Below are 23,896 nucleotides of genomic sequence, written 5' to 3' on the forward strand. Positions count from 1 at the left end.
GCTGGCGTTCGATGAGGAAGCGAAAAGCCTTGAGGCCAACTATCAATCAAATCGATGGCTGGCGGTCGGCCCAGATGCTGCGGGCGTTCTCCAACGCCTGTTCACGCTCCATGCCTTGCGCCCTGAGCGCGAGGGCGATGGTCGACAGGATCGCCAGCTCGCCATAAGCGTCATGCGCCGCCCCAGACCAGACTGCTACCAGGTGCTCGGGTTCGAGGGATAGCGGTTTGACGTGTCGTTGTGCCGACAGCGCCGGCCACTCTTCGTCCCAGTTTTCCCCGCCGGCGGTGCCGTACAGATGGCTGCTGCCATCGGGATTGACCTCGATCTCGCCGCCTTCGCCCTTGATCACGATGGCGGTGTCGCTGAGCAGGCGACTGGCTTCCCGGTGTACCGCCTGGTAGCCGGGGTGAAAGATGCTCTGCATGATGCATTGCGCCCCGAGCGGGTTGAGCAGGCGGGCCAGGGAGTGGATCGGCGAGCGCAGGCCGAGGGTGTTGCGCAGGTCGATCATCCTTTGCAGCAAGGGTGCCCAGGTGCCCAGTGGCGAGAATGCCAGGTTGTGCGTATCCAGGGCCTTGCCGACTTCATCCCAGGACTGGCACAGCGGAATCTCCAGGCTGCCCAGCAGTTGTTCGGTATACAGGCGGCCCGCCGTATGGGCGCCGCCACCATGCAGGTGGATACGCACACCGCTGGCGGCGAGCGCCTTGATGGCCAGGAGGAACCAGGGCAGGTGGCGCTTCTTGCCGGCGTAGCTCGGCCAGTCCAGGTCTACCGCGATAGGCGGGGCATCCAGGCGTTCGCGCAGAGCTTCGGTGAAGCCGGCCAGTTCCTCGGCGGATTCTTCCTTGTGCCGCAGCAGCATCAGGAAGGCGCCCAACTGGGTGTCTTCGACCTTGCCGTCGAGCAGCATGCCCATGGCTTCACGGGCTTCTTCACGGGTCATGTCGCGGGCGCCGCGCTTGCCTTTGCCGAGGATGCGCACGAAGGCGGCGAAGGGGTGTTCCGCTGGGGTTACGAGATTCATAGGCAATTGGTCGGTTTGGGCAGGCCCGCCAGCTTCGCAGCCAGTTTGGCGGGGGTGCCATTGAAGAGGCGGTTGAGGTGCTGGCTGTTGCCCTTGTCGGGGCCTAGCTTGAGCGCCACGTACTTGACCAGCGGACGGGTCGCCGGGGACAACTGGAATTCGTCGTAGAACGCGCGCAGCAGTTCGATGATCTGCCAGTGCTCGGCGGTCAGTTGCAGCGGCTCGCGTTGGGCCAGGGCTTCGGCCGTTTCGACGCTCCAGTCGCTCAGTTCGAGCAGGTAGCCGTCCTGGTCCAGGGCGACCTGTCGGCCGTTGACATCGAGGGCATTCATAGCCAGCTGTTGACCTTGTCGTAGTGGCCGCACAGAGCGACGAAGGCCGGGTAGTCGATGGCGATGACCGTCTCCGATGCTGTGATGTTCCGGGCCTGCAGATCTTCGGCCAGGGCGTGGACCGGTATGGGCAACGCCAGCAGTGCCTGCGCTGGCGCTGTTCCAGGTTGCAGGGCATAGACCGCATCGCCGGTCAGCAACAAACCGTCGTGGGCGCCGAGCAGCCTGAGGCACGAGGCGAAGCGCTCGTCGCCGAAGGGGGAGTGGGAAAGCATGTGCAAGGTGGCCATCAGAGGGTAATCGCCTGATCGTAACGGTCGATGAGTGCGGCGATGTCGGCGCTGGCGAGCGTCTTCACTGGCAGAGCGAGGGCAGTACCGACCAGGCCGCGCTGCGCGAGGCTGTGTTCACAGGCATACAGCGATTCGACACCGAACATCGGCAGGGCCTGCAGGTTGGCCATGAGGTCTTTCTGCTCCAGGCTGGCCGCGTTTTGCTCGCCGACGAGCTGGAACACGCCGTCGTCGAGAAACAGCAGGCCCAGCGGCAGGTCGAAGGCACCGCCAGCCAGGGCGATGTCCAGGGCTTCGCGGGCACTCGGACCGGCCCAGGGCGCCTGGCGACTGATGATCAGTAATGAACGGCTCATGCCTGGCCTCCGAAACAGATCAGGCGGTCGGCAAGCTGATTGGCTTCGTGCAACTGGCCAAGTCCCGACAGTGTCCAGGGCGCCTGAACGTTGGCCGCCGGGCGCTGGTAACGCGCCGCTTCATCCGCGTCGAGCACGCCACGCTTGAGCGCCGCGGCGATACACACCACGGCGTCGAGGCGATTCGCTTCGATGAAGGCTCGCCACTCGGCTGCCACATCCAGCGTGCCTTGTTCGCTCACGGTATTGCCCGAGGCGTTGTGCACGCCGTCCTGGTAGAAGAACAGGCGTACGAGCTCGTGCCCGCCGGCCAGGGCGGCCTGAGCGAAGCGCAACGCGCGCCGCGAGGCGGGCGCATGGGGAGGCGCGAAGAGGGCGATGGCGAATTTCATGGTCGGTCCGGCTTGCAGGAGCGGCCATGATAAAGCCTTTCCCGCGCGTCGCAAAAACTCCCGGCCCTGATGGCGTAAACGGCGGTTGACAGGTTCGGCCAGGATTGAGCACCATCCCGATCCTGAACTTCGCAACGGAAACCTCATGTTCCCCAGCCTCGACCACTCGCCATCGCTTGCGGGCCTCGCTGCCCAGGCTTGCGCGTGGGTCGCCGTTGCCGATAAATCGAAGAAACAGTCGCTCATTTGACCGGGGCGCGCTGTCCCGTCAGATGGGCTGACAGGACACCAGGCGCCAGGTAGCAACATTCCCTCGCTCGATTCCCGCACCCTCCCTGACGGCGACCAGACGGTCAGTCGCTAGGAGTTTTCGCATGTCTCGCATTACCGGTATCTGGGTGGCCCTGGTCACTCCCTTTCACGCAGGAGAAATCGATTTCCCCGCGCTGCGCGATCTCGTCGGTCGTTTGCTGGCCGACGAGGTCGCTGGCTTCGTGGTCTGTGGCAGCACCGGCGAAGCGGCAGCCCTGAGTCGCCAGGAACAACTGGCGGTGCTCGATGCCGTGCTGCAATGGGTCGAGCCGCAGCGGGTGATCATGGGCCTGGCCGGTAACAACCTGGATGAGCTGCTGGACTTCCAGCAGCATGTGCAGCAGCGGCCCCTGGCCGGGGTTCTGGTGCCCGCACCCTATTACATCCGGCCGTCCCAGCAGGGGCTGGAAGTCTTCTTCCAGCGGGTCGCCGATGCCGCTCGGCTGCCAGTGGTGCTCTACGACATTCCTTATCGCAGCGGCGTGCGAATCGAGCGCGAAACGTTGCGACGTATCGTCCGTCATCCACGGATCGTCGCGATCAAGGATTGTGCTGGCGACCCCGAGACCACCATGGCGCTGATCGCCGATGACCATGTCGACGTCCTGACCGGCGAGGACACGCAGATATTTTCCACCTTGTGCCTGGGCGGCAGCGGTGCGATCTCGGCTTCGGCCCATGTGCGTGCCGACCTGTTCGTGCGCCTGCACCGCCAGGTCGAGACGGGCGACCTGAATGCCGCGCGGCGCACCTTCTTCCTTCTCCTGCCGTGGATCCAGGCCGCGTTCGCCGAAGCCAATCCTGCGGCGGTGAAGGAGGCCTTGGCGCAGCAGGGCATGATTCGCGATGAGCTGCGCGAGCCCATGCAAACCTGCGGCGCGCTGACTCGGGAGCGTATTCGCGTGGTACTGGAGGCCTTGCTCGACTAGGATGCGCTGCGCCCCGGGCCGTAGCGTTCACTTCGCGGTCATGCTCTCTTTCGTGATGCAACGATCTGTCGGGGCGCACGTGTCGGTGATCGAATGGGTCCCATCCCTGTCTGAGGTTTGGCTGGCTTCTGGCCGTAGGCATACCTGGACGGGAATGCCTCGAGTATTCGCTTCATATTGGAATAACCATGTCTCACTCGTCGTCTCCTCGCGCGGAGCAACATGCCACGCGCGCTGCGTTTTTCATGCCTGGCTTCGCCATCGCGGCCTGGGCGCCGATTGTCCCCTTTGCCAAGGCGAATGCGAGTCTCGACGAAGCATCGCTCGGCATCGTGTTGTTGTGCCTGGGTGTCGGGTCGCTGCTGGCCATGCCGTTGGCTGGTGCCTGGACCGCGCGGCTCGGCTGTCGCCGCGTAATGCTCATCAGCTTGCTGGTGATGTGCTTGGCCTTACCGTTGCTTGGCCTGGCGCATTCAGCATTCGGCCTTGGTATGGTTCTTTTCGTCTTCGGTGCAGGCATGGGGGCGATGGATTGTGCAATGAACATGCAGGCCGTTGCTGTAGAACGCGACAGCGGCAAGGTGATGATGTCCGGATTCCATGCCTTCTACAGTATCGGTGGACTGGCCGGCGCGGCCGCCATGACGTTATTGCTGGGCTTCGGGATTGGCCCGGGCATGGCTCTGCTGCTGAGCGTCGGTGTGATTGCGCCACTGGCGTTTTTCTCGGCGCGACACTGGCACCGTGAACGCATTACCCACGAGGGGCCTTTACTGGCCTGGCCCCGGGGCGTCGTGCTGTTCATCGGCGTGTTGACCTTCATCGTCTTCCTCGCCGAAGGCACCATGCTGGACTGGAGCGCGGTATTCCTATCCCAAGTTCGTGGGGTGGACGCATCGCTCGCGGGGACGGGGTTCGTTGTGTTTTCGCTGACGATGACCACGGCAAGGCTGTTCGGCGATCGCCTGGTCGCGCGCTTCGGTCGTCATCGCTCGATCATCCTGGGCAGCGTATGTGGCGGTATCGGCTTCGGCGTGGCGACTCTGGTTCCCGTCTGGGAAGTGGCGTTGCTGGGCTACGGGCTGGTTGGCCTGGGCTGCTCGAACATCGTTCCGGCGCTGTTTTCCATGGCCGGTCAGCAGCGCAGCATGCCACCCAGCATCGCCATTCCGGCCGTCACGACGTTGGGCTATATGGGCGTCCTGGCGGGGCCGGCGGCAATCGGTTTTATTGCCCACGCCTCCAGCCTGCTGACGGCATTCATCCTGGTGGCCGTCATGTTGCTCGCCGTGGCGATCTCGGCGCGTTGGCTGAGGCTGTAGCGCAAGCCTGGGTCAGGCCTTGTGCAGGTGCCGGGTGTTGATCACGTCCACGGCGCGGGCGCGCAACTGGCCGCAGCCGCCGTCGATGTCCTGGCCGGCCGAGTTGCGTACCTTGGTCAGGATGCCGCGGCTGTGCAGGTAGCGCACCATGTGCACGATGCGCTCGCCGGCCGGCCGGGCATAGCTATCGTCCGGCAGGCTGTTGTAGGGGATCAGGTTGAGCACGGCGAACTTGCCGCTGAGCAGGCGCAGGATGCCGTCGAGTTCTTCCTGGCTGTCGTTGATGCCGTCGAGCAGGGTCCACTGGTACTGGATCGGATAGTCGAAGCGGCGCGCGTAGTCCTCGCCGAGCGCCACCAGTTCCTCTGGATCGATCCGGGGCGCCTTGGGCAATAGACGCTGGCGCAGGGCGGCATCGGTGGTGTGCAGCGACAGTGCCAGCGCCGGCTTGATCCGTTGCCGGGGCAGGCGCTCGAACACCCGTGGGTCGCCGACGGTAGAGAACACCAGGTTCTTGTGGCCGATGCCACCGTCGGTGCCGAGCATGTCGATGGCTTCCAGCACGTTGTCGAGGTTGTGCGCCGGCTCGCCCATGCCCATGAACACGACCTTTTTCACCGCCCGGAAACGCCGTGCCAGCGCGACCTGGGCAACGATCTCGGCACTGCCGAGCTGGCGCAGCAGGCCGCTCTTGCCGGTCATGCAGAACACGCAGGCCACTGCGCAACCGACCTGGCTGGACACGCACAGCCCACCGCGCGGTAGCAGCACGCTTTCCACCATCTGGCCGTCGCGCAGTTCCACCAGCAGGCGGGCGGAACCGTCCTCGGCCGGGTGCTCGGAACGCAGGCGCACCAACCCGTCGAGTTCCGCAGATAGCTCTGGCAGGGCGTTGCGCACGCTCAGCGGCAGGAAGTCCTTGGTCTGGTTGCGCCGGGTGCCGGTGTCCAGTGGCTGGCCTTGCAGCCAGGCACGGCTGATCCGTCCGCTGTGGCAGGGTTTGGCGCCGACATCGGCGAGGCGTTGGTGGATTTCATGGATGCGCATGGGGCGCGCATCCTACCACTGGCCCGGATGGGCGTCACCGCCGTGGCGAGGCGCTCACTTCAGGTCGGCGGCCAGTTGCCTCAGCGAGGCCGGGACGATACGCCGATGCAGCGGGGCGACGAACCTCATGTACAGGCGCCCGAGCCGGTTGTTCAGGTGCACCACGGTGGACACGGCCAGCCGTTCGCCCGCGCTGCCGAGTTGTTTGCTGAACGAGACCCAGACATCCAGGTGGCGATCACTGTCGCCAAGGATCACTTCCTCCTCGCTCAGGTGTACCAGGGTGAAGATGCCGACCCGGTCGCCTACCCGATAGGCCGAAGCCGGCTTGTACGGATCGATGTCGCCCAGATGACCGAGATTTTTCAGCCCGACCAGGCTCACCAGGCGGTTGCGCAGGCCCATCAGGGCGTTGATCCAGCCTGGCGTCAGGCTGACCGTGCGCAGGTAGAGCGCCAGGGCGCTACCCTGGACCGGTGGTATGGTCAGGGCATGGCAATCGTGGAAGCCGGCATCGGGCAGGAAGCGGGCGATGCGGCTGTCGGCGGGAATGGCGATGCTGCTGATCGTCCTACTCATGATGGATGTCCTTATGCGTTCGCAATGCTTGGAACCTAACGCCTACGGCGGGCAAAGGACAGGCGTGATATTGTCGCGCCTCAGTCGCAACCGCTCGGAAACACCATGAAATTCGTACACCAGCGCGAGAATCTCAATGAGGATGACGTGGTCGTCATCGAGTGCTCGCAATCCTGCAACATCCGCCTGATGAATGACGCCAACTTTCGCAGCTTCAAGAACGGCGGTCGCCACACCTATCACGGCGGCGCATTCGACAAGTTCCCGGCGAAGATCAAAGTGCCCAGCGACGGTTTCTGGAACATCACCATCGACACGGTGACACGCCGGGCGATCAGTGTGACGCGCAAGGTCGGCTTCACCCACAAGATCCGCATTGTTCGCTCTGGGGCGCGTTGAACGACAGTGCGCTGTCGCTACCAATGAAAACCGCTGCCTGGCAGCGGTTTCCATTGGTAGCCAGCGCTGGGGTCATAGATTCTTCTTGTTGACCTGATGTTCCTTGCAGGTCATGAAGCCCTTGCTGTCGACCAGTCCATTGCTGTCGAAGCTGACGTAGTAGGGCTGCTCCTTGCCTTCGACATTGAGCACGTAATTGTTGCAAGTGCCCGGGGTCACGGTGTTGTTCACTTCGCTCGACGGTGGGCCACCCAAGGTCAGCACCTGCTCCTTGGTCATGCCGTCCTTGACCTGCTTGACCAGCGGCTCATGGCGGTAGGTGACGTAGTCCGCGGGGTTTTCCACGGTGGTCGAGCAGCCACTTATGGCCGCGGTCACGAAGAGTACCGATAGGGTTTGCTTGATCATGCGGGTATCGCTCCGTCGAACGGGCCGGTCCGGCCCTGTAAAAGTTGGAGCGGACCGGCTCGACGGGAGTTCGAACTATTTACTCCGCTCGCCAGGCCATTGGCGTCGAGGCCCAGTTGCAGGGCGCTCAGGCGTGGAAAGCCCCATTCCGGTCATGCGCCCAGGTATTGCAGCAGCCACAACGCGCCCATGCCGGCGCCCAGGGCCATGAGTGTGCTTTTGCTGAACCAGGCGACGATGGCGGCGAGTATCGCCGCCGGGACGCGTGGGTTGAGCAGATCGGCCTCGGCGCCAGCGCCGGGGAAGACCACCGCTGGCAGTACCAGGGCGGCCAGCACGCTGGCGGGCACGTAGGCCAGGGCGCGATTGAGCAGCGGCGGCAGGCGCAGCCAGCCGGACAGTTCGATGAACGACAGGCGGATGGCGAACGTGCCCAGGCCGACGGCGGCGAACAGGGCCCATTGGGCGGCAGTGCTCATTCTGCGCTCTCCTTGCCGACCGGGACCGGCGCTGGCGCGGGGCGCAGCCGTTCGACGATCACGCCGCTGGCGATACCGCACAGCGACGCCAGGATCATGCCCAGGTTGTAGGGTAGATGGATGGCGAGCACTGCGACCAACCCGCCGACCACGGCGGCGGCCAGGCCTGCCGAGTTGCGTATCGACGGCACCAGCAGCGCGAGGAAGGACAATGGGATGGCGAACTCCAGGGACCAACTCGGTGGTACGCCACTGCCGAGGAACACACCGGCCGCCACCGACAGCATCCAGGCCAGCCACATGCTGACGGCGGTTCCGGCATAGAACTGATGGGCGAATCGCCCCAGCTCTCCCGAGCTCAGCTTGATGATGCAAATCGCGAAGGACTGGTCCGAACTCAGGTAGGCCAGTGGCCAGGTCAGGCGTCGCGGCAGGTGCTTGAAATGCGGGGCCAGGGACGCGCTGTACATCATGAAGCGCAGGTTGATGACCAGGCAGGTGAGCACGATGGCCAGCGGAATCACCTGGTCGTTCATCAATTGCAGCGCGACCATCTGCGCCGAGCCGGAGTAGAACAGTGCGGTCATGCCCAGGCTGGTGCCGGGCGACATGCCCATGTTGGTGGTCAGGATGCCGGCGACCAGGCCGAACGGGACGACGCCAGGCGTCAGCGGCAGGAGCGCTCGGATGCCTCCGACAAAGGCCTCCATCGCATTGCGGTACTGCATGTGTTCTCCCTTGTTATTAAAAGGCCCTGGCCAGATTCGCATGGCTCGTGGGCAGTAGCTGAAGTGTAAGGGCTGGGCGCGAGTGCGTAGAATCGACTTTTTCGTCAGGTCGGTCCGGTAGATTTAGTTATGGCCAGAAATGCTCCGCCCGATCAGGCGTTGATCGGGATGCCTTCGTTCAAGGCGATGAGGTCGTTTGTCGCGGCTGCCCGCTACAAGAGTTTCACCCGCGCCGCGCAGGCCTTGTGCGTGACCCAGGCGGCGATCAGCCGGCAAATCCGTGAGCTGGAGCAGTACCTTGGCGCGGAGTTGTTCGTGCGCACGGGGCGCGGCATGGAGCTGACGACTGCTGGCGCAAGCCTGTTCAATGCGGCGCAACTGTCGTTCCTCAATATCTTCCAGGCGACCGAGCGAATCCGGCGAGAGCGGGTCGACCGCCAGGCACTGACCCTGTACTGCTCGCCCGCGCTGTCCGCCATGCGCCTGTCCAGCCGGCTACGGGAGTTTTTCAGTGCCCATCCCGACATCGACTTGAATGTCATCACCACGCAGAATTTCCTGGCCCTGGAGCCTGGCACCCAGCCTGATATCTTCATCACCCAGACGCTCGACCTGCTTCCGGGCTACCGGCGTATCCCGCTGTTCCACGAGCATGTCTACCCGGTGTGCACGCCGGACTACCTGCAGGCGCATCCCCAACTGCGCTCGCTGGAGGGGCTGCGTGAGAGCGTATTGCTGGATCTCAATCCCTATGGCCGGGCGCAGATGACCGAGCATCTCGACTGGAACGTCTGGCTGGCGCTGAACTCGCCGGGTATCGAGATGCGCTCCAGCGACAGCCCGCACGGTTTCAGCAGCAATGACTATCACCTGTTGATGCAGATGGTCCTCGACGGTCAGGGCGTCGCCCTGGGCTGGCATCACCTGGTCGGCCACCTGGTGCAGGAAGGACGGCTGGTGCGCCCGGTGGAGGAGGCGTTGTTGCTCAGGGATACGCTGCATTACCTGATCGTCAACGAGGAGAAGGCCAAGGAAGCGGCCTGCGCTCGGCTCGTCGAGTGGTTGATCGCGCAGTTTCAGTAACGCAGGAAAACCGAAAAACGTGTTGGAGGCAGAGCGTTCAGCGCTCTTGGTCGAAGGCTTTCACTCGATATCCGTTTCTACGCCAACACCTTGCAGGCAGCTCAGGCGGTGCTTGCCATCGATCAGCCAGCTATCGCTAGCAGCATCATGGCTGGCTTCCATCAGGCTGTTGTAGCTGAAGGCCCAGTGCTTCAGGTCGCGGCCGTCGCGCACGTCGATGCGCAGGGCGATTGCGTCGCTGGCGAACGATTCGTCGGCCTCGGCGGCAGCATCGGCCTGGTCGAGCAGGTCGTCATCGAGGCTGAAGTCGAAGGCATGCAGGCCGTCGATTTCCAGCAGGTCAGCGGATTCGAGCTGGTCGAGCAGGTAGGGCGAGTGTTCGCTCATGTGGGTTCCTTTGCGATAGGGCCAATGGCCGTGGCCCAGGCATTGTGCTTGTGCCGCTATTCCTCATAGCCCAGGTTGGGCGCCAGCCAGCGTTCGCTGATGGCGATGTCCTGCGCCTTGCGCTCGGTGTAGCTTTCGATCTGGTCCTTGTCGACCTTGCCGACGGCGAAGTACTGGGCCTCGGGATGGGCGAAATACCAGCCGCTGACGGCCGCCGCCGGGAACATGGCGTAGTGCTCGGTGAGGAACACGCCGCTCTGGCCGGCCTTGTGGTAATCAGCCTCGGGGTCGAGCAATTTGAACAGCGTGGCCTTCTCGGTGTGGTCCGGGCAGGCCGGGTAGCCGGGAGCGGGGCGGATGCCTTTGTAGGCTTCCTTGATCAGTTCCTCGTTGCTCAGGTGTTCGTCCGGCTGGTAGCCCCAGTGCTCCTTGCGCACCTGTTCGTGCAGCCACTCGGCGCAGGCTTCGGCGAGGCGGTCGGCCAGCGCCTTGACCATGATCGCGTTGTAGTCGTCGCCCTTGGCCTCGTAGGCCTTGGCCACTTCCTCGGCGCCGATGCCGGCGGTAGTGATGAAACCGCCGACGTAGTCGGTCTTGCCACTTGCCTTAGGCGCGACGAAGTCGGCCAGCGACAGGTTCGGCTTGCCGTCCGGCTTGATGGTCTGCTGGCGCAGGTGGTGCAGGGTGGCCAGTGGCTCGCCGTTAGCGCCGTAGACCTCGATATCGTCGTCACGCACCTGGTTGGCCGGCCAGAAGCCGAGCACGGCGCGGGCCTTGATCAGCTTCTCGTCGATCAGCGTGCGCAGGATCGCCTGGGCGTCGTTGAACAGGCTGGTCGCCGCCTCGCCGACCACCTCGTCGCTGAGGATGCGCGGGTACTTGCCGGCCAGGTCCCAGGAGATGAAGAACGGCGTCCAGTCGATGTACTCGGCCAGCACGTTGAGGTCGATGTCATCCAGCACTTTCACGCCGGTGAAGCTCGGCTTCGGCGCGTTGTAGGCGGCCCAGTCGAACTTGGGTTTGTTGGCGATGGCGTCAAGGTAGGACAGGCGCTCGGTGCGGGTCGCACGGGCGGCGGTGCGCTCGCGCACGACCACGTATTCGTCGCGAGTGCGCTGCACGAAGTCGGCTTTCAGTTCCTTGGACAGCAACTGCGTGGCCACACCCACGGCGCGCGAGGCATCGGTGACGTAGACCACTGCGTCGTTGTTGTACTGTGGGTCGATCTTCACCGCCGTATGCGCCTTGGAGGTGGTGGCGCCGCCGATCATCAGCGGCAGCGTGAAGCCCTGGCGCTGCATTTCCTTGGCGACGTGGACCATCTCGTCCAGCGATGGCGTGATCAGGCCCGACAAGCCAATGATGTCGCACTTCTCGGCGATGGCGGTCTGCAGGATCTTTTCCGCCGGCACCATCACGCCGAGGTCGACGATGTCGTAGCCGTTACAGCCGAGGACCACGCCGACAATGTTCTTGCCGATGTCGTGCACGTCGCCTTTAACGGTCGCCATGAGGATCTTGCCCTTGGCTTCCGGCTTGTCGCCTTTTTCCAGTTCGATGAAGGGAATCAGGTGCGCGACCGCTTGCTTCATCACGCGGGCGGATTTCACGACCTGGGGCAGGAACATCTTGCCCGAGCCGAACAGGTCGCCAACGATGTTCATGCCGCTCATCAGCGGCCCTTCGATGACCTCGATGGGGCGTGCGCATTGCTGGCGGCATTGCTCGGTGTCTTCGACGATGAACGCGGTGATGCCCTTGACCAGCGCGTGTTCCAGGCGCTTGTCGACCGGCAGCGAGCGCCATTCTTCGTTCTCGACTTCCTTGGCCGCGCCGCCGCCGCGGTAGTTGTCGGCGATCGCCAGCAGGGCGTCAGTGCCGCCCGGCGTGCGGTTGAGCACCACGTCCTCGACCTTGTCGCGCAGTTCCTTGGGAATCTCGTCGTAGATTTCCAGCTGGCCGGCGTTGACGATGCCCATGGTCAGGCCGTTCTGGATCGCATAGTAGAGGAACACCGAGTGGATCGCTTCGCGCACCGGGTTGTTGCCACGGAACGAGAACGACACGTTGGACACGCCGCCCGAGCTCAAGGCGTAGGGCAGGTTGTCGCGAATGAAGGCGCAGGCCTCGATGAAGTCCACCGCGTAGTTGTTGTGTTCCTCGATGCCGGTGGCGACGGCGAAGATGTTCGGGTCGAAGATGATGTCTTCCGGCGGGAAGCCCACTTCATTGACCAGGATGTCGTAGCTGCGCTGGCAGATTTCCTTCTTGCGCACGGCGGTGTCGGCCTGGCCGACCTCGTCGAAGGCCATCACCACCACGGCGGCGCCGTAGCGTTTGCACAGCTTGGCGTGGTGCTTGAACTGCTCGACACCTTCCTTCATCGAGATCGAGTTGACGATGCCCTTGCCCTGGATGCACTTCAGGCCGGCCTCGATCACCTCCCATTTCGAGGAGTCGATCATGATCGGTACGCGGGAGATGTCCGGCTCGCCAGCGATCAGGTTCAAGAAGCGCACCATGGCCGCCTTGGAGTCGAGCATGCCCTCGTCCATGTTGATGTCGATCACCTGGGCGCCGGCTTCCACCTGCTGCAGGGCGACTTCCAGGGCCTCGGTGTAGTTCTCCTCGCGGATCAGCCGGGCGAACTTGGCCGAACCGGTGATGTTGGTGCGCTCGCCGACGTTGACGAACAGCGACTTGCGGTCGATGGTGAACGGCTCCAGGCCGGACAGGCGGCAGGCCTTGGGGATGTCCGGGATCACGCGCGGCGGATACTTGGCGACCGCCTCGGCAATGGCCTGGATGTGCCCTGGCGTGGTGCCGCAGCAACCGCCGATGATGTTGAGGAAGCCGCTGGCAGCGAACTCCTCGACCACCGTGGCCATCTGCGCCGGGGTTTCGTCGTATTCGCCGAAGGCGTTGGGCAGGCCGGCGTTGGGGTGCGCGGAAACGTGGGTGCCGGCCTTGTTCGCCAGTTCTTCCAGGTACGGGCGCAGGTCGGCGGCGCCGAGGGCGCAGTTCAGGCCGACGGAAATCGGCTTGGCGTGGGCCACCGAGTTCCAGAACGCTTCTGTGGTCTGGCCCGACAGGGTGCGGCCGGAAGCGTCGGTGATGGTGCCGGAAATCATGATCGGCAGCTCGACGTTGTCTTCGTCGAACACCTGCTGCACGGCGAAGATCGCCGCCTTGGCGTTGAGCGTATCGAAGATGGTCTCGATCAGGATCAGGTCGGCGCCGCCTTCGATCAGGCCACGGGTGGCCTCGGTGTAGTTGTCCACCAGTTCGTCGAAGGTGACGTTGCGGTAGCCGGGATCGTTGACGTCCGGGGAGATCGAGCAGGTGCGGCTGGTCGGGCCGAGCACGCCGGCGACGAAGCGCGGACGGTCCGGGGTTTCCAGGGTCTTGGCATCGGCCACTTCACGGGCGACGCGGGCGCCGGCGACGTTCAGCTCGTAGACCAGCGCCTGCATGTCGTAGTCGGCCTGGGACACCTGGGTGGCGTTGAAGGTGTTGGTTTCCAGGATATCGGCACCAGCATCCAGGTAGGCCTTCTCGATGGCGGCGATGATCTGCGGCTGGGTCAGCAGCAGCAGGTCGTTGTTGCCTTTCACGTCGCTCGGCCAGTCGGCGAAGCGCTCGCCACGGTAATCGGCTTCCTCCAGCTTGTAGCTCTGGATCATGGTGCCCATGCCGCCATCGAGGATCAGGATGCGTTCCTTGAGGGCTTGCTGAAGGGAAGCGAGGCGGGCGGCACGGTCGGACATGGAAACTACCTGGGGAGCAGCGGAAAACGAGGGGCGCGATGATAGCAAAGACCGATGCCTGCGCGGCGTCTCGTGCCTTTGTATGAATTTGGCTCATGTTGCTGGCGGGGGGTAAATGCAAAGCCGGCCAGCACGTATGCGTCGATCTCGCTAGAATCGCCGCTTCGATTAGCGGAGAACGGATTCATGTGGTTTCGCGCATTGTTCGCCTTGGTGGCTTGTGGGGTTTTCACCGTGGCGCGGGCCGGGGAGATTTCCTACAGCCAGGATATCCAGCCGATCCTTACCAATAAATGCGTGGCCTGCCATGCCTGCTATGACTCGCCTTGCCAGCTCAACCTGGGCAGCGGCGAGGGCGTTTTGCGCGGCGCGAACAAGTCACCGGTATACGATGGCGCCCGTACGCAAGCGCAGCCCACCACGCGCCTGTACTTCGATGCCCTGGGCGAGGAGGCCTGGCGACGCAAGGGCTTCACCTCGGTACTCGATCCGCAGCAGGGCCAGGCGGCGTTGATCGCGCGCATGCTTGAGTTGGGACGGGCCAACCCGCCCGAGGCCAATGCCAAGCTGCCTGCCGACCTGGATATCTCCATCAATCGCGACAACCAGTGCCCGCTGCCCGGCGAGTTCGAGGCCTATGCCAAGCGCTTCGCCCATGCCGGCATGCCCTTCGCCGTGGCGGGCCTGACCGACGCCGAATATGCCACCTTGCAAGCCTGGGGCGCGCAAGGGGCGCCGGTCGAGGAGTTGACGCTACAGCCCAGTGCGGCGGAACAGGCGCAACTGCTGCAGTGGGAGAACCTGCTCAATTCACCGGGCGCGCGCGAGGCGCTGGTCGGACGCTGGCTGTTCGAGCACCTGTTCCTCGCCCACCTGTACTTCGAAGGTGGCCAGCCAGGGCATTTCTTCCAACTGGTGCGTTCGCGCACTCCCAGCGGCCAGCCTATCGACCCGATTGCCAGCAGGCGGCCCAATGATGACCCGGGCACCACTATCTATTACCGCCTGTGGCCGATCCAGGGCGTGATCGTGCACAAGACCCACATCACTTATCCGCTCAGCGCGAAGAAGATGGCACGGGTCAAGGAGCTGTTCTACTCCGGTGACTGGAACACCGACCAGGTGCCCGGCTACGGCCTGCAGCGCAGGGCCAACCCGTTCGAGACCTTCCAGGCGATTCCAGTGCGCGCCCGCTACCAGTTCATGCTGGATAACGCCGAATACTTCGTGCGCACGTTCATCCGTGGCCCGGTATGCCGTGGGCAGATCGCCACCGACGTAATCCGTGACAACTTCTGGACGCTGTTCCAGGACCCGGATCACGACCTCTACATCACCGATGCCAGCTACCGTGGCGAGGCCACGCCACTGCTGGCGATGCCGGGGCAGATCGACGACATTGGCGATCTGCTGGGGCTGTGGGCGGCCTATCGGGACAAGCGCAACGCCTACGAAGACCTGCGTCGCGATGCCTACGCCGATGCCACGGCACCGGACTGGTCGACGATCTGGAGCGGTAACGACAATGCGCTGTTGTCGATCTTCCGCCATCACGACAGTGCCACAGTGCGCAAAGGCCTGATCGGCGAAATCCCGCAGACCCTCTGGCTGATGGACTATCCGCTGCTGGAGCGCACCTATTACCAACTGGTGGTCAACTTCGATGTGTTCGGCAACGTTTCGCACCAGGCCCAGACACGCCTGTATTTCGACCTGATCCGCAATGGCGCGGAGCTCAACTTCCTCCGCCTGATGCCGCCCAAGTCGCGCCAGGGCTACCTGGACGACTGGTACCAGAACAGCGGCAAGCTGAAGATGTGGTGGGACTACAGCCAGGCTGACTTCAAGACGCCGACCGGCCTGTTCCTGCCGACGGAGGGCGCCAAGCGCGTATTCGCCAACCAGCTTCTCAAGCGCTACGACGGCCTCAACGTGCGATCCGACCCGCTGAATCGCTGCCTGGGTGCGCATTGCTATCGCAATGGCCTGCCACCCGAGCTGCGCAATGCCGAGCAGGCCTTGAGCCGCCTGCCAGGGCGGCCAGCGGCGGGGCTGAAGGTGATTCACCAGTTGCCGGAAGCGACCATGTTGCGCGTGCAGATGTCTGACGGTTCACGCGTGGTCTACAGCCTGCTGCGCAACCGGGCGCACAGCAACGTGGCGTTCCTCACGGGCGAGTCGCTGCGTTACCAGCCCGGGCTCGATACCGTGACAGTCTATCCGGGAGTGTTCAGCAGCTACCCCAACTTCATGTTCAACGTGCCCGCGCTGGAAGTTCCAGGTTTCGTCGAGGCGCTGGAGCAGTCCCGCGACCAGGCAAGCTTCGAGCGAATCGTCGAGCGCTGGGGCATTCGCCGCAGCAACCCGGAGTTCTGGCGCTACTTCCATGACCTGACGGTCTACATCAACGAGACCGAGCCCGTGGAGTCCGGGGTGCTCGACATGAATCGCTACGAGAACCTCTAGGAGCGGCCTCAAGCCTCGAGCTGCACGTAAAAGCCGAATCCGTGCGAACGGCTCTTGCGTGCAGTTCGAGGCTTTCAGCTGCTTTTTCCAGCAAATCAGAATTATTCCTACTAAATTACTAGGGCTTTATCCCTCATCGGGACTGGCGTACACTTTGTGCATGTTTGCGAGGAGTCACCATGAGCGCCATCACCATTACCGAAGCGGCAGAAGCCTACCTGGCCGATCTGTTGAGCAAGCAGAACACGCCGGGTATCGGCATCCGTGTGTTCATCACTCAGCCAGGCACCCAATACGCGGAAACCTGCATTGCCTACTGCAAGCCTGGTGAAGCCAAGGCCGAAGACACGCCGGTCGCACTGGCCAGCTTTACCGCCTGGATCGACGCGGTCAGCGAGCCATTCCTCGATGATGCGGTGGTCGACTACGCCACCGACCGCATGGGCGGCCAACTGACCATCAAGGCGCCGAACGCCAAGGTGCCGATGGTCAACGAGGACAGCCCGCTGAACGAGCGGGTCAACTACTATCTGCAGACCGAGATCAACCCTGGACTGGCGGGCCATGGCGGCCAGGTCAGCCTGGTGGACGTGGTGGAAGAGGGCATTGCCGTGCTGCGTTTCGGCGGCGGTTGCCAGGGCTGCGGCCAGGCCGACTACACCCTCAAGGAAGGCATCGAGAGGACCCTGCTCGAACGCATTCCGGAGCTCAAGGGCGTGCGTGACGTCACCGACCACACCAATCGCGAGAATGCTTACTACTGAGTGTCATGCAGTGAGGCGATGAAACAGGGCGACTTCGGTCGCCCTGTGCGTTTCAGGCTCCAGTCTTTGTCCACGGGCTGCGCTGCCGTTGTGCTGATCCTCGGATCACAGAGCGACTCCCTGATGGGCTTTCGCGCCGCGCAAGGCCAGCAGGGTAATGACCAGCAGCGGCAACATGGCCAGGTTCAATGGGCTCCAGCCCCAGCCGGCGATCAAGGCGCCGGAGGCGAACGAGGCACAGGCGGCCACACTGCCATTGGCCAACTCCATCAGGCCCTGGGCCCGCCCTCGTTCTTCTGCGGTATGGGCGCTGCCGAGCAGCGTGGTGCCGGCTACCAGCATCAGGTTCCAGCCCGTCCCCAGCAGCAATGAGGAAACCAGGAAATGGGTCATGGCCTGGCCGCTCAGGGCGATGGCCGAACTGCCAGCGAGGATGAGGATGCCAGCCAGGGCGACACGCCGTCCGCCCAGGCGGTCGACCAAGGGGCCGGCAATGAACGCGGGCAGGAACATGCCGAGCATGTGCCACTGGATCACCCGGGCGCCGTTCTCCAGCGACAGGCCGCAGAAACTCATGGCCAGCGGCGTGGCATTCATCACCAGGATCATCAGGCCGTGGCCGATCGCGGTAATCGCCAGCGCCGAGCGTATCGCCGGCCTGGACAGCAAGGCACCTATTTCGCCGCGCGGGGTAACGGGAACGGCACCCTCGCGCAGGCTTGCCAGCAGCGCCAGGGCCAGCAGCGCCAGTACCGCGAGCAGCAAGTAGGCGCCGACGAAGGGCGTGGGCAGCAGGTTACGCGCCCACAGGGTCAGGCTGGGAGCGATCAAGGCCGCACAGACCCCGCCGCCTATCACCCAGGCGGCAGCGCGCCCTTTGTGCTGGGCATCGACCGTCTCCAGGGCGGCGAAGCGATAGTACATCGCCGATGCCTGGTAGACCCCTACTGGCAGGGCGGCCAGGCAGAACAGTTCGAAGGATTGCAGCCAGACTCCCGCGGCGAACAGCAGGCCGCCGATAACCCCGGCCGCAGCACCGAGCATCAGTCCTGGGCGACGACCCCGCTTCTGCATGAACGAAGACAGCGGTTGTACCGCCAGCAGATTGCCGAGCACCAGCAGCGCCAGCGGCAGGCTGGCCAGGCTGTTGCTCGGCGCCAGTTGCAGGCCGATCAGCGCGGTCAGGGTGATGCCGATCATCGAACAGCTCCAGTACAGCGTCTGGGCGATGAACAGTTTCAGCAAGGCAGGGTGGCGCAACAGCATCATGGCGTGCCCCCGACACGGGTGGTCGAAGCCGGGAAACGCTCCAGCTTCACCGCCGGACGAACCGGCCGGCGGACCAGTTCTCCGTCGCAGTTGGGGCAGGCACCATGCAGGTGCTCTTGAGCGCAGTCCTGGCAGAATGTGCATTCGAATGAGCAGATCAAGGCGTTACGGGCGTCGGCTGGCAGATCGCAGCCGCAGCGTTCGCAGTTGGGGCGCAGTTCAAGCATGGGCGGTCTCCTAGGGCAAGCGGCCAAAACGTTCGGCGTATTCCTGCGGGCTGATGGACAGGTGTTTGTGAAAGGTACGGCGCAGGTTTTCCGGATGGCCGAAGCCGGTCAGGCGGGCCACGGTGCCGATCGAGGCCTGGGCGTCCTGAAGCAGGGCACGCGCGGCTTCGAGGCGAACGCGTTCGACATATTGGCCGGGGCTGATACCGAGTTCGTTGCTGAAGGCGCGGGACAGGCTGCGCGCAGACATGCCGGCCTGCCGGGCCAGGTCTTCGTGCGAGAGGCTGGCGCCCAGATTGGCGGGAATCCAGGCCAGCAGATCGGCCAGCTTCGGTGTGCGGCTGGGCTCGGGAACGAGCAATGCGCTGAACTGGGCCTGATTTCCTGGGCGGCGCAGGAACAGCACCAGGCGCCGGGCGACCGCGAGTGCCAGGCTCCGGCCGAAGTCCGCTTCGACCAGGGCCAGCGCAAGGTCGATGCCGGCGGTCACGCCGGCCGAGGTGAACACATGATTGTCGTCGGCATCGGCCGGGTCGAAGGTGTGCAGGCAGTTGCCATCCACGTGTATGCGGCCATGGCTGCGCAACGCTTCGACATCGGCCCAGTGCGTGGTGGCCCGGCGCCCATCGAGCAGACCGGCACTGGCAAGGATCAGCGCTCCCGAACAGACCGAGCCAAGGCGGCGAATCCGTGGCTCGACCTGGCCGAGCCACTCGAGCAGGGGCGTGTTGTGGCATTGCTCGGTTTCGCCAAGGCCACCGGGAATCAGCAGGGTATCCAGCAAGCCTGGTTCGACGTCGCGCCAGGCGCGATCGGCGATCAGGCGTAGGCCCGCCGATGTCGGTACCGGGCCGGCCTGTTCTGCCAGCAACACCAGGTTATAGGGCGTAGACAGGCCCTGGCGCTGGCGTTCGACATTGGCCGAGGCGAAGACTTGCAAAGGCCCGACCACGTCGAGACTCATCACATTCGGATAAATGAGGGAGGCAATGGTTCTGGAGGCATCCATGTTCAAGCGCTCGCGAGAAGATGGACGCAGTGTGGCGCCGGGTGTGATTGGCCACAAGGACAGTCATCGCACGGATCTTGCCAATCAGGCCTTGGCCATGTCGCTGCCGAGAGCGCTCTATCAATGCTGCCAGGGGGGGACGCGAAAAGCGAAGCTGGCGTCCTCGGCTTATCCGGCCGGTTGCGGAAGGGGCATGAGAATCAGGTTCTGGCTGTAATCAACACGGCGGGCAGCGTTCTGCCCGCCGTGTCCGAATCACTCCGGCATGCTCCAGGGTTCGAGGCGGTAGCCCTGCAGGCTCAGTTGCTCGCGGGACTTGAGCAGCGCGCTGGCCAGTTGCTTGGGGTCGCGGCAGGCACTGCTGTCGATATTGGTGGAGCCGACGCGAGTACTGGTGCGGTCAATGACGGTCAGGGTCAACTCGCCGCTGCCATCCTGCTGTTGCGACCAGGCGATGCACTGGAAGGGCTGGAAGGCGCCGCCGGCGATGAGGAGTGCTTCGTTTACGCGGAGCGTGGTCATGGGTCTGGTCTCCGATGGATGCCCAATCTGCTGGAAGGCCTTCAAGGCTGGTTCGCCGCGGCCTGTGGTGCATTGATGGCGGCAGATGACAGAAAAGTCACAAGTTGTCGTAAAAACATAGGAAAACGTCGCATGCTGCGGTTTTTACAAAGATTTAGCGTGCCGGGGGGCGTTCGCACTGCTTTGAATACGCCGCGCGGCCGATGTTCCTTGGCGGCATGGATTCTTGGCGCGAGGTGACGAATGGCGGGGGGCTTTGAGCAAACTTGCAGGTTCTTGCGGGGTTCGAGCTGTGTTGGGGTGGGCTTCAGCCCACCTGTCAACTGGCCGCAGGTTGAGGATCAGCGTGCCCCCAGCGCCTTCAGCAGGGCTTGGTGAAAGGCCTCGGGGTCTTCCACCTGAGGCGAATGGCCCAGCGCCGGGAATTCCACCAATGTCGCCTGGGGAATGGCTTTTGCGGCCGCCTTGCCCAGCTCGGGGTAGTTACCCAGGGTGTCGGCGATGGCTTTCGGCGCGCGATTGGCGCCAGGTGCCGTACGGTCCTTGCCGCCGATGAAGAGCATGGTCGGAACTTGCAGATTCTGCAGTTCGTGGACCACCGGTTGGGTGAAGATCATCTCCGAGGTCTGGGCCTGGTTCCAGGCCACGATCTCCTTGCCAGGCCCGGCGTAGAGGCCTGCCTGCATGTCGACCCAGCGCTGGTACTCGGGTTTCCACTGGCCGTCGTAGTAGTACTTCAATTGGTAGTTCTTGATGCTCTCGGCGCTGGTCTTGAGTTCGCCCTGATAGAGCTGGTCGATGCTGGCGTAGGGCACCCCAGCGGCCTGCCAGTCCTCCAGGCCGATGGGATCGACCAGCAACAACCGTTCGACAGCGTCGGGGTAGCTCAGGGCGTAGCGGATACCGAGCATGCCGCCCATCGAATGCCCGATCAGAGTGACCTTGCCGATTCCCTTGGCTGCGAGTAGCGCATGGGTATTGGCAGCCAACTGGTTCAGGCTGAACTGATAGCCCCTGGGCTTGGAGGACGTACAAAAGCCAATCTGGTCTACGGCGATGACCCGGTAGCCCGCCTCGCTGAGAACCTTGATGCTGCTGTCCCAGGTGGCCCCGCAGAAGTTCTTGCCGTGTAGCAGTACGGCGGTTCGGCCATTGGCCTTGCCGGCGGCCGGTACGTCCATGTAGCCCATGGATAATGCCTGGCCCTGGGAGCGGAAATCGAAACGCTGTTGCGGGTAGGGGTAATCGAAGCCTTCCAGGCGCTCGCCGTAGTTGGCTGCTGCCTGCGCCGTACCGGTGGCGACCAGGGCAAGGCAGAGAAGTAGTGGTTTCATGCTGGCGATCCTTACGGGGCAGGTCCGGGCCCGGCCGCTCTGGGTCAGGCGTTGGGGATGAGGTTGTATGACAGAAAAGGGCGGGTAGAAAGTTCCGCGTGACGAGTAATCGTGGCTGGATATTTCCACCATTTCGAATGAGGATGTTTCTCAACGGAAATTTCACATTGCCTGCCTCATCATCCGGCGCCCGGCCGCCGGAGCTGTGTCTGGCGGATTCCCTCACTGATCGGATCGTTGTGCATGCCTTTCAACCCGCAGTCGAAATCAGCCCGTCGCACGCCACCCTCCATTTCCAGCCACCTGGCTTTCACTCTCGGTAGCGCCTTGCTGCTCATGCTGATGTACTCGGCGTTGCGCCTGGCCTTGCTGCTCTATAACCATGAGCAGATCGGCAGCACGCCCTGGCAGGCATTCGCCGAGGCTTTCGGCAATGGCCTGCGTTTCGACCTGCGCCTGGTGGTGTATGCCTGCGCGCCGCTGTTGCTGGCCCTGCTGAGTCCCCGGGCGATGGCGTCACGGCGACTGCAAGTGGCCTGGCTGACGCTGTTCGCCAGCCTGACCCTGTTCCTCGGCGTGGCCGAAATGGACTTCTACCGCGAGTTCCACCAGCGCCTCAACAGCCTGGTGTTCCAGTACATGGAAGAGGATTTGCACACGGTCCTGAGCATGATCTGGTACGGCTTCCCGGTCGTTCGCTACCTGTTGGCCTGGGCGGCGGCCACGGCGCTTCTGGGCTGGTTGTTCGTGCTGATCGAGCGTGCCACCCGCGGTATCGCCGCCGGCAGGTTTCCCGTCTGGTTCGCACGCCTGCCAGTGCTGCTGGTGTGCGTCGTGTTCTGCGTGATCGCCGCCCGTGGCACGCTCAAGCAAGGCCCCCCGCTGCGTTGGGGCGATGCCTACACCACTGATTCGATGTTCGCCAACCACCTGGGATTGAATGGCACCCTGACCCTGGTGGATGCGGCGAAGAACAGTTTCTCCGACCATCGCGACAACGCCTGGAAGGCCACCCTGCCTGAAGCCGAGGCGTTGCAGACCACCCGCGACATGCTGCTTGGCCAGCACGACACACTGGTCGACGCGGATAGCGCAGCGGTACGCCGGGACTATGCTGTGCCGGCCGATGGCACCTTGCCGATCCGCAACGTGGTGGTGATCCTGATGGAGAGCTTCGCCGGCCGCTGGGTCGGCGCGCTGGGCAGCGATGCGAACATCACGCCCAATTTCGATCGCCTGAGCAAGGAGGGGCTGCTGTTCACCCGCTTCTTCTCCAATGGCACCCATACCCACCAGGGCATGTTCGCCACCATGGCCTGTTTCCCCAACCTGCCGAGCTTCGAGTACCTGATGCGCACCCCGGAAGGGGGCCACCAGTTCTCCGGGCTGCCGCAGTTGCTCAGTGCGCGTGGCTACGATGACCTGTATGTCTACAACGGCAATTTCCAGTGGGATAACCAGTCCGGTTTCTTCAGCAACCAGGGCATGCGCCGCTTCATCGGTCGCGAGGATTTCGTCGACCCGGTGTACATCGATCCGACCTGGGGCGTTTCCGACCAGGACATGTTCGATCGTGGTGCTGTAGAACTGGCCAAGCTGGACCCTCAAAAACCGTTCTACGCACTGTTGCAGACGCTTTCCAACCACACGCCTTATGCCTTGCCGAAAGACTTGCCGGTACAGCCTGTGACCGACCAGGGCTCCTATAACGAGCACCTGACCGCCATGCGTTATTCCGATTGGGCGCTTGGTCAGTTCTTCGAGAAGGCCAAGCGCGAGCCGTACTACAAGGACACCTTGTTCGTCGTGGTCGGTGATCATGGCTTTGGCAGCCCGGAACAACTGACCGAGATGGACCTGTTCCGCTTCAATGTACCCCTGCTGCTGATCGCACCGGGTATCCAGGACAAGTTCGGCAGCCAGCGCGATACCGTCGGTACGCAGATCGACGTGGTGCCGACCATCATGGGTCGACTGGGGGGCGCTGTGCAGCATCAGTGCTGGGGCCGCGATATCCTCGGTTTGCCTGACGGCGACCAGGGGGAGGGCGTGATCAAGCCGTCAGGCAGCGACCAGACGGTGGCCATTGTCAGTGGCTCGAAGATCCTGATCCAGCCCAAGGGGCTAGAACCGCGTCTCTACAACTATCGGCTGGGCGCCAACGCTACGGTCGAGAAGGTCCAGGGCGACCCGCAGCAGGCGCAGTTGCAGAAACGCCTGGAGTCGTTCCTGCAAATCGCCACGCAAAGCCTGCTGGAAAACACCACGGGCGCAGTGGGTCGCAAGAATGAGTGATAGGCTCCATCTGTCGTCCGGTCCTTGAGCTCAGGCGCAAGGGCCGAGCAGTGAGGCTAAGCTAGCAATGCTGGTGTACTTGAGACCAGACGTGACAGGCCGGACTTGCACCACCGGTTCTCGGGCGGCACCGGCTGCGTACGGTGTCGCGAGGTCGCAGCAGCGAC

The 23,896-nt window shown here is 63.6% G+C and carries 24 protein-coding genes; 7 read left to right on the top strand and 17 right to left on the bottom strand.

Annotation, left to right across the window (positions count from 1 at the left end; translation table 11 throughout):
• Window positions 1–46 precede the first annotated feature (46 nt).
• From ACSZPK_RS07595 to tusD, 5 genes are read right to left on the bottom strand one after another with little or no spacing between them, the layout of a single operon-like run.
• Window positions 47–1,030, bottom strand: coding sequence for a glycosyl transferase family protein (locus tag ACSZPK_RS07595; protein WP_437880823.1), 984 nt, complete (start codon window positions 1,028–1,030; stop codon window positions 47–49).
• On the bottom strand, window positions 1,027–1,362 hold the full coding sequence (locus ACSZPK_RS07600) for a TusE/DsrC/DsvC family sulfur relay protein (protein WP_437880824.1): 336 nt from the start codon (window positions 1,360–1,362) through the stop codon (window positions 1,027–1,029). Before ACSZPK_RS07600 ends, ACSZPK_RS07595 begins: the two co-directional genes overlap by 4 nt.
• Complete coding sequence (tusB, locus tag ACSZPK_RS07605) at window positions 1,359–1,652, bottom strand: sulfurtransferase complex subunit TusB (RefSeq protein WP_437880825.1); 294 nt, start codon at window positions 1,650–1,652, stop codon at window positions 1,359–1,361. The genes ACSZPK_RS07600 and tusB overlap by 4 nt, the downstream gene beginning before the upstream one ends.
• Window positions 1,652–2,011: a sulfurtransferase complex subunit TusC gene (gene tusC / locus ACSZPK_RS07610; RefSeq protein ID WP_437880826.1), complete on the bottom strand. Its 360-nt coding sequence runs from the start codon at window positions 2,009–2,011 to the stop codon at window positions 1,652–1,654. The genes tusB and tusC overlap by 1 nt, the downstream gene beginning before the upstream one ends.
• Entirely contained in the window at window positions 2,008–2,403 is a 396-nt protein-coding gene (gene tusD, locus ACSZPK_RS07615) for a sulfurtransferase complex subunit TusD (protein WP_437880827.1), read from the bottom strand. The genes tusC and tusD overlap by 4 nt, the downstream gene beginning before the upstream one ends.
• Window positions 2,404–2,777: 374 nt before the next feature.
• Between tusD and dapA the strand changes: the two genes are divergently transcribed.
• Together dapA and ACSZPK_RS07625 are read left to right on the top strand one after the other, a co-directional pair.
• Window positions 2,778–3,644 (top strand): 4-hydroxy-tetrahydrodipicolinate synthase, encoded by an 867-nt coding sequence (gene dapA / locus ACSZPK_RS07620; protein ID WP_437880828.1) that lies wholly within the window; start codon window positions 2,778–2,780, stop codon window positions 3,642–3,644.
• A gap of 188 nt (window positions 3,645–3,832) precedes the next feature.
• Window positions 3,833–4,966: an MFS transporter gene (locus ACSZPK_RS07625; RefSeq protein ID WP_437880829.1), complete on the top strand. Its 1,134-nt coding sequence runs from the start codon at window positions 3,833–3,835 to the stop codon at window positions 4,964–4,966.
• 12 nt (window positions 4,967–4,978) lie between these two features.
• Here ACSZPK_RS07625 and ACSZPK_RS07630 read toward each other — a convergent pair whose 3' ends face one another.
• On the bottom strand, window positions 4,979–6,013 hold the full coding sequence (locus ACSZPK_RS07630) for an RNA methyltransferase (protein ID WP_437880830.1): 1,035 nt from the start codon (window positions 6,011–6,013) through the stop codon (window positions 4,979–4,981).
• 54 nt (window positions 6,014–6,067) lie between these two features.
• Window positions 6,068–6,592, bottom strand: coding sequence for a DUF2867 domain-containing protein (locus ACSZPK_RS07635; protein WP_437880831.1), 525 nt, complete (start codon window positions 6,590–6,592; stop codon window positions 6,068–6,070).
• A 105-nt stretch (window positions 6,593–6,697) separates the two neighbouring features.
• Between ACSZPK_RS07635 and ACSZPK_RS07640 the strand changes: the two genes are divergently transcribed.
• A complete protein-coding gene (locus tag ACSZPK_RS07640) occupies window positions 6,698–6,991 on the top strand; it encodes a DUF1883 domain-containing protein (RefSeq protein WP_437880832.1) in 294 nt (97 codons plus the stop codon).
• 72 nt (window positions 6,992–7,063) lie between these two features.
• On the opposite strand, the gene osmE is transcribed toward ACSZPK_RS07640, so the two are convergent.
• From osmE to ACSZPK_RS07655, 3 genes are all read right to left on the bottom strand, one after another.
• Window positions 7,064–7,399, bottom strand: a complete 336-nt coding sequence (osmE, locus tag ACSZPK_RS07645) for an osmotically-inducible lipoprotein OsmE (protein ID WP_437880833.1) — start codon at window positions 7,397–7,399, stop codon at window positions 7,064–7,066.
• 152 nt (window positions 7,400–7,551) lie between these two features.
• Window positions 7,552–7,878, bottom strand: coding sequence for an AzlD domain-containing protein (locus ACSZPK_RS07650; protein ID WP_437880834.1), 327 nt, complete (start codon window positions 7,876–7,878; stop codon window positions 7,552–7,554).
• Entirely contained in the window at window positions 7,875–8,606 is a 732-nt protein-coding gene (locus ACSZPK_RS07655) for an AzlC family ABC transporter permease (protein ID WP_437880835.1), read from the bottom strand. The genes ACSZPK_RS07650 and ACSZPK_RS07655 overlap by 4 nt, the downstream gene beginning before the upstream one ends.
• A gap of 129 nt (window positions 8,607–8,735) precedes the next feature.
• Here ACSZPK_RS07655 and ACSZPK_RS07660 point away from each other — a divergent pair, with 129 nt between their 5' ends.
• Window positions 8,736–9,689, top strand: a complete 954-nt coding sequence (locus ACSZPK_RS07660) for a LysR family transcriptional regulator (protein WP_437880836.1) — start codon at window positions 8,736–8,738, stop codon at window positions 9,687–9,689.
• Between the two features lie 60 nt (window positions 9,690–9,749).
• Here ACSZPK_RS07660 and ACSZPK_RS07665 read toward each other — a convergent pair whose 3' ends face one another.
• Window positions 9,750–10,076: a DUF5629 family protein gene (locus tag ACSZPK_RS07665; RefSeq protein WP_437880837.1), complete on the bottom strand. Its 327-nt coding sequence runs from the start codon at window positions 10,074–10,076 to the stop codon at window positions 9,750–9,752.
• A gap of 56 nt (window positions 10,077–10,132) precedes the next feature.
• Window positions 10,133–13,843, bottom strand: a complete 3,711-nt coding sequence (gene metH, locus ACSZPK_RS07670) for a methionine synthase (RefSeq protein WP_437880838.1) — start codon at window positions 13,841–13,843, stop codon at window positions 10,133–10,135.
• Between the two features lie 186 nt (window positions 13,844–14,029).
• Here metH and ACSZPK_RS07675 point away from each other — a divergent pair, with 186 nt between their 5' ends.
• Together ACSZPK_RS07675 and nfuA are read left to right on the top strand one after the other, a co-directional pair.
• Window positions 14,030–16,309, top strand: a complete 2,280-nt coding sequence (locus tag ACSZPK_RS07675) for a fatty acid cis/trans isomerase (RefSeq protein WP_437880839.1) — start codon at window positions 14,030–14,032, stop codon at window positions 16,307–16,309.
• A gap of 179 nt (window positions 16,310–16,488) precedes the next feature.
• The gene (gene nfuA, locus ACSZPK_RS07680; protein WP_437880840.1) at window positions 16,489–17,073 is read left to right on the top strand and encodes a Fe-S biogenesis protein NfuA; all 585 of its coding nucleotides are present in this window, start codon (window positions 16,489–16,491) and stop codon (window positions 17,071–17,073) included.
• Between the two features lie 105 nt (window positions 17,074–17,178).
• Here the strand turns inward: nfuA and ACSZPK_RS07685 are convergent, their stop codons facing one another.
• The 5 genes from ACSZPK_RS07685 to ACSZPK_RS07705 all read right to left on the bottom strand — a co-directional run bounded on the left by ACSZPK_RS07685 (window position 17,179) and on the right by ACSZPK_RS07705 (window position 21,434).
• Window positions 17,179–18,339 carry an MFS transporter gene (locus ACSZPK_RS07685; RefSeq protein WP_437881014.1) on the bottom strand — a complete coding sequence of 387 codons (1,161 nt, stop codon included), beginning with the start codon at window positions 18,337–18,339 and terminating at the stop codon, window positions 17,179–17,181.
• Window positions 18,339–18,569 carry a DUF1272 domain-containing protein gene (locus ACSZPK_RS07690; protein ID WP_437880841.1) on the bottom strand — a complete coding sequence of 77 codons (231 nt, stop codon included), beginning with the start codon at window positions 18,567–18,569 and terminating at the stop codon, window positions 18,339–18,341. The genes ACSZPK_RS07685 and ACSZPK_RS07690 overlap by 1 nt, the downstream gene beginning before the upstream one ends.
• Window positions 18,570–18,579: 10 nt before the next feature.
• Window positions 18,580–19,578: a GlxA family transcriptional regulator gene (locus tag ACSZPK_RS07695; RefSeq protein ID WP_437880842.1), complete on the bottom strand. Its 999-nt coding sequence runs from the start codon at window positions 19,576–19,578 to the stop codon at window positions 18,580–18,582.
• Window positions 19,579–19,833: 255 nt separating this feature from the next.
• Window positions 19,834–20,100 carry a hypothetical protein gene (locus ACSZPK_RS07700; protein ID WP_437880843.1) on the bottom strand — a complete coding sequence of 89 codons (267 nt, stop codon included), beginning with the start codon at window positions 20,098–20,100 and terminating at the stop codon, window positions 19,834–19,836.
• Between the two features lie 341 nt (window positions 20,101–20,441).
• The gene (locus tag ACSZPK_RS07705; RefSeq protein WP_437880844.1) at window positions 20,442–21,434 is read right to left on the bottom strand and encodes an alpha/beta fold hydrolase; all 993 of its coding nucleotides are present in this window, start codon (window positions 21,432–21,434) and stop codon (window positions 20,442–20,444) included.
• 243 nt (window positions 21,435–21,677) lie between these two features.
• Between ACSZPK_RS07705 and ACSZPK_RS07710 the strand changes: the two genes are divergently transcribed.
• On the top strand, window positions 21,678–23,729 hold the full coding sequence (locus ACSZPK_RS07710) for an LTA synthase family protein (RefSeq protein ID WP_437880845.1): 2,052 nt from the start codon (window positions 21,678–21,680) through the stop codon (window positions 23,727–23,729).
• Window positions 23,730–23,896: the final 167 nt, after the last annotated feature.

The organism is Pseudomonas sp. LRF_L74 (genome assembly GCF_965644255.1).
Lineage (GTDB): Bacteria > Pseudomonadota > Gammaproteobacteria > Pseudomonadales > Pseudomonadaceae > Aquipseudomonas.

Coding starts and splice junctions, on each gene's coding strand:
- ACSZPK_RS07595 (WP_437880823.1), bottom strand. CDS start 1,030: ATGAATCTCGTAACCCCAGCGGAACACCCCTTCGCCGCCTTCGTGCGC.
- ACSZPK_RS07600 (WP_437880824.1), bottom strand. CDS start 1,362: ATGAATGCCCTCGATGTCAACGGCCGACAGGTCGCCCTGGACCAGGAC.
- tusB (WP_437880825.1), bottom strand. CDS start 1,652: ATGGCCACCTTGCACATGCTTTCCCACTCCCCCTTCGGCGACGAGCGC.
- tusC (WP_437880826.1), bottom strand. CDS start 2,011: ATGAGCCGTTCATTACTGATCATCAGTCGCCAGGCGCCCTGGGCCGGT.
- tusD (WP_437880827.1), bottom strand. CDS start 2,403: ATGAAATTCGCCATCGCCCTCTTCGCGCCTCCCCATGCGCCCGCCTCG.
- dapA (WP_437880828.1), top strand. CDS start 2,778: ATGTCTCGCATTACCGGTATCTGGGTGGCCCTGGTCACTCCCTTTCAC.
- ACSZPK_RS07625 (WP_437880829.1), top strand. CDS start 3,833: ATGTCTCACTCGTCGTCTCCTCGCGCGGAGCAACATGCCACGCGCGCT.
- ACSZPK_RS07630 (WP_437880830.1), bottom strand. CDS start 6,013: ATGCGCATCCATGAAATCCACCAACGCCTCGCCGATGTCGGCGCCAAA.
- ACSZPK_RS07635 (WP_437880831.1), bottom strand. CDS start 6,592: ATGAGTAGGACGATCAGCAGCATCGCCATTCCCGCCGACAGCCGCATC.
- ACSZPK_RS07640 (WP_437880832.1), top strand. CDS start 6,698: ATGAAATTCGTACACCAGCGCGAGAATCTCAATGAGGATGACGTGGTC.
- osmE (WP_437880833.1), bottom strand. CDS start 7,399: ATGATCAAGCAAACCCTATCGGTACTCTTCGTGACCGCGGCCATAAGT.
- ACSZPK_RS07650 (WP_437880834.1), bottom strand. CDS start 7,878: ATGAGCACTGCCGCCCAATGGGCCCTGTTCGCCGCCGTCGGCCTGGGC.
- ACSZPK_RS07655 (WP_437880835.1), bottom strand. CDS start 8,606: ATGCAGTACCGCAATGCGATGGAGGCCTTTGTCGGAGGCATCCGAGCG.
- ACSZPK_RS07660 (WP_437880836.1), top strand. CDS start 8,736: ATGGCCAGAAATGCTCCGCCCGATCAGGCGTTGATCGGGATGCCTTCG.
- ACSZPK_RS07665 (WP_437880837.1), bottom strand. CDS start 10,076: ATGAGCGAACACTCGCCCTACCTGCTCGACCAGCTCGAATCCGCTGAC.
- metH (WP_437880838.1), bottom strand. CDS start 13,843: ATGTCCGACCGTGCCGCCCGCCTCGCTTCCCTTCAGCAAGCCCTCAAG.
- ACSZPK_RS07675 (WP_437880839.1), top strand. CDS start 14,030: ATGTGGTTTCGCGCATTGTTCGCCTTGGTGGCTTGTGGGGTTTTCACC.
- nfuA (WP_437880840.1), top strand. CDS start 16,489: ATGAGCGCCATCACCATTACCGAAGCGGCAGAAGCCTACCTGGCCGAT.
- ACSZPK_RS07685 (WP_437881014.1), bottom strand. CDS start 18,339: ATGCTGTTGCGCCACCCTGCCTTGCTGAAACTGTTCATCGCCCAGACG.
- ACSZPK_RS07690 (WP_437880841.1), bottom strand. CDS start 18,569: ATGCTTGAACTGCGCCCCAACTGCGAACGCTGCGGCTGCGATCTGCCA.
- ACSZPK_RS07695 (WP_437880842.1), bottom strand. CDS start 19,578: ATGGATGCCTCCAGAACCATTGCCTCCCTCATTTATCCGAATGTGATG.
- ACSZPK_RS07700 (WP_437880843.1), bottom strand. CDS start 20,100: ATGACCACGCTCCGCGTAAACGAAGCACTCCTCATCGCCGGCGGCGCC.
- ACSZPK_RS07705 (WP_437880844.1), bottom strand. CDS start 21,434: ATGAAACCACTACTTCTCTGCCTTGCCCTGGTCGCCACCGGTACGGCG.
- ACSZPK_RS07710 (WP_437880845.1), top strand. CDS start 21,678: ATGCCTTTCAACCCGCAGTCGAAATCAGCCCGTCGCACGCCACCCTCC.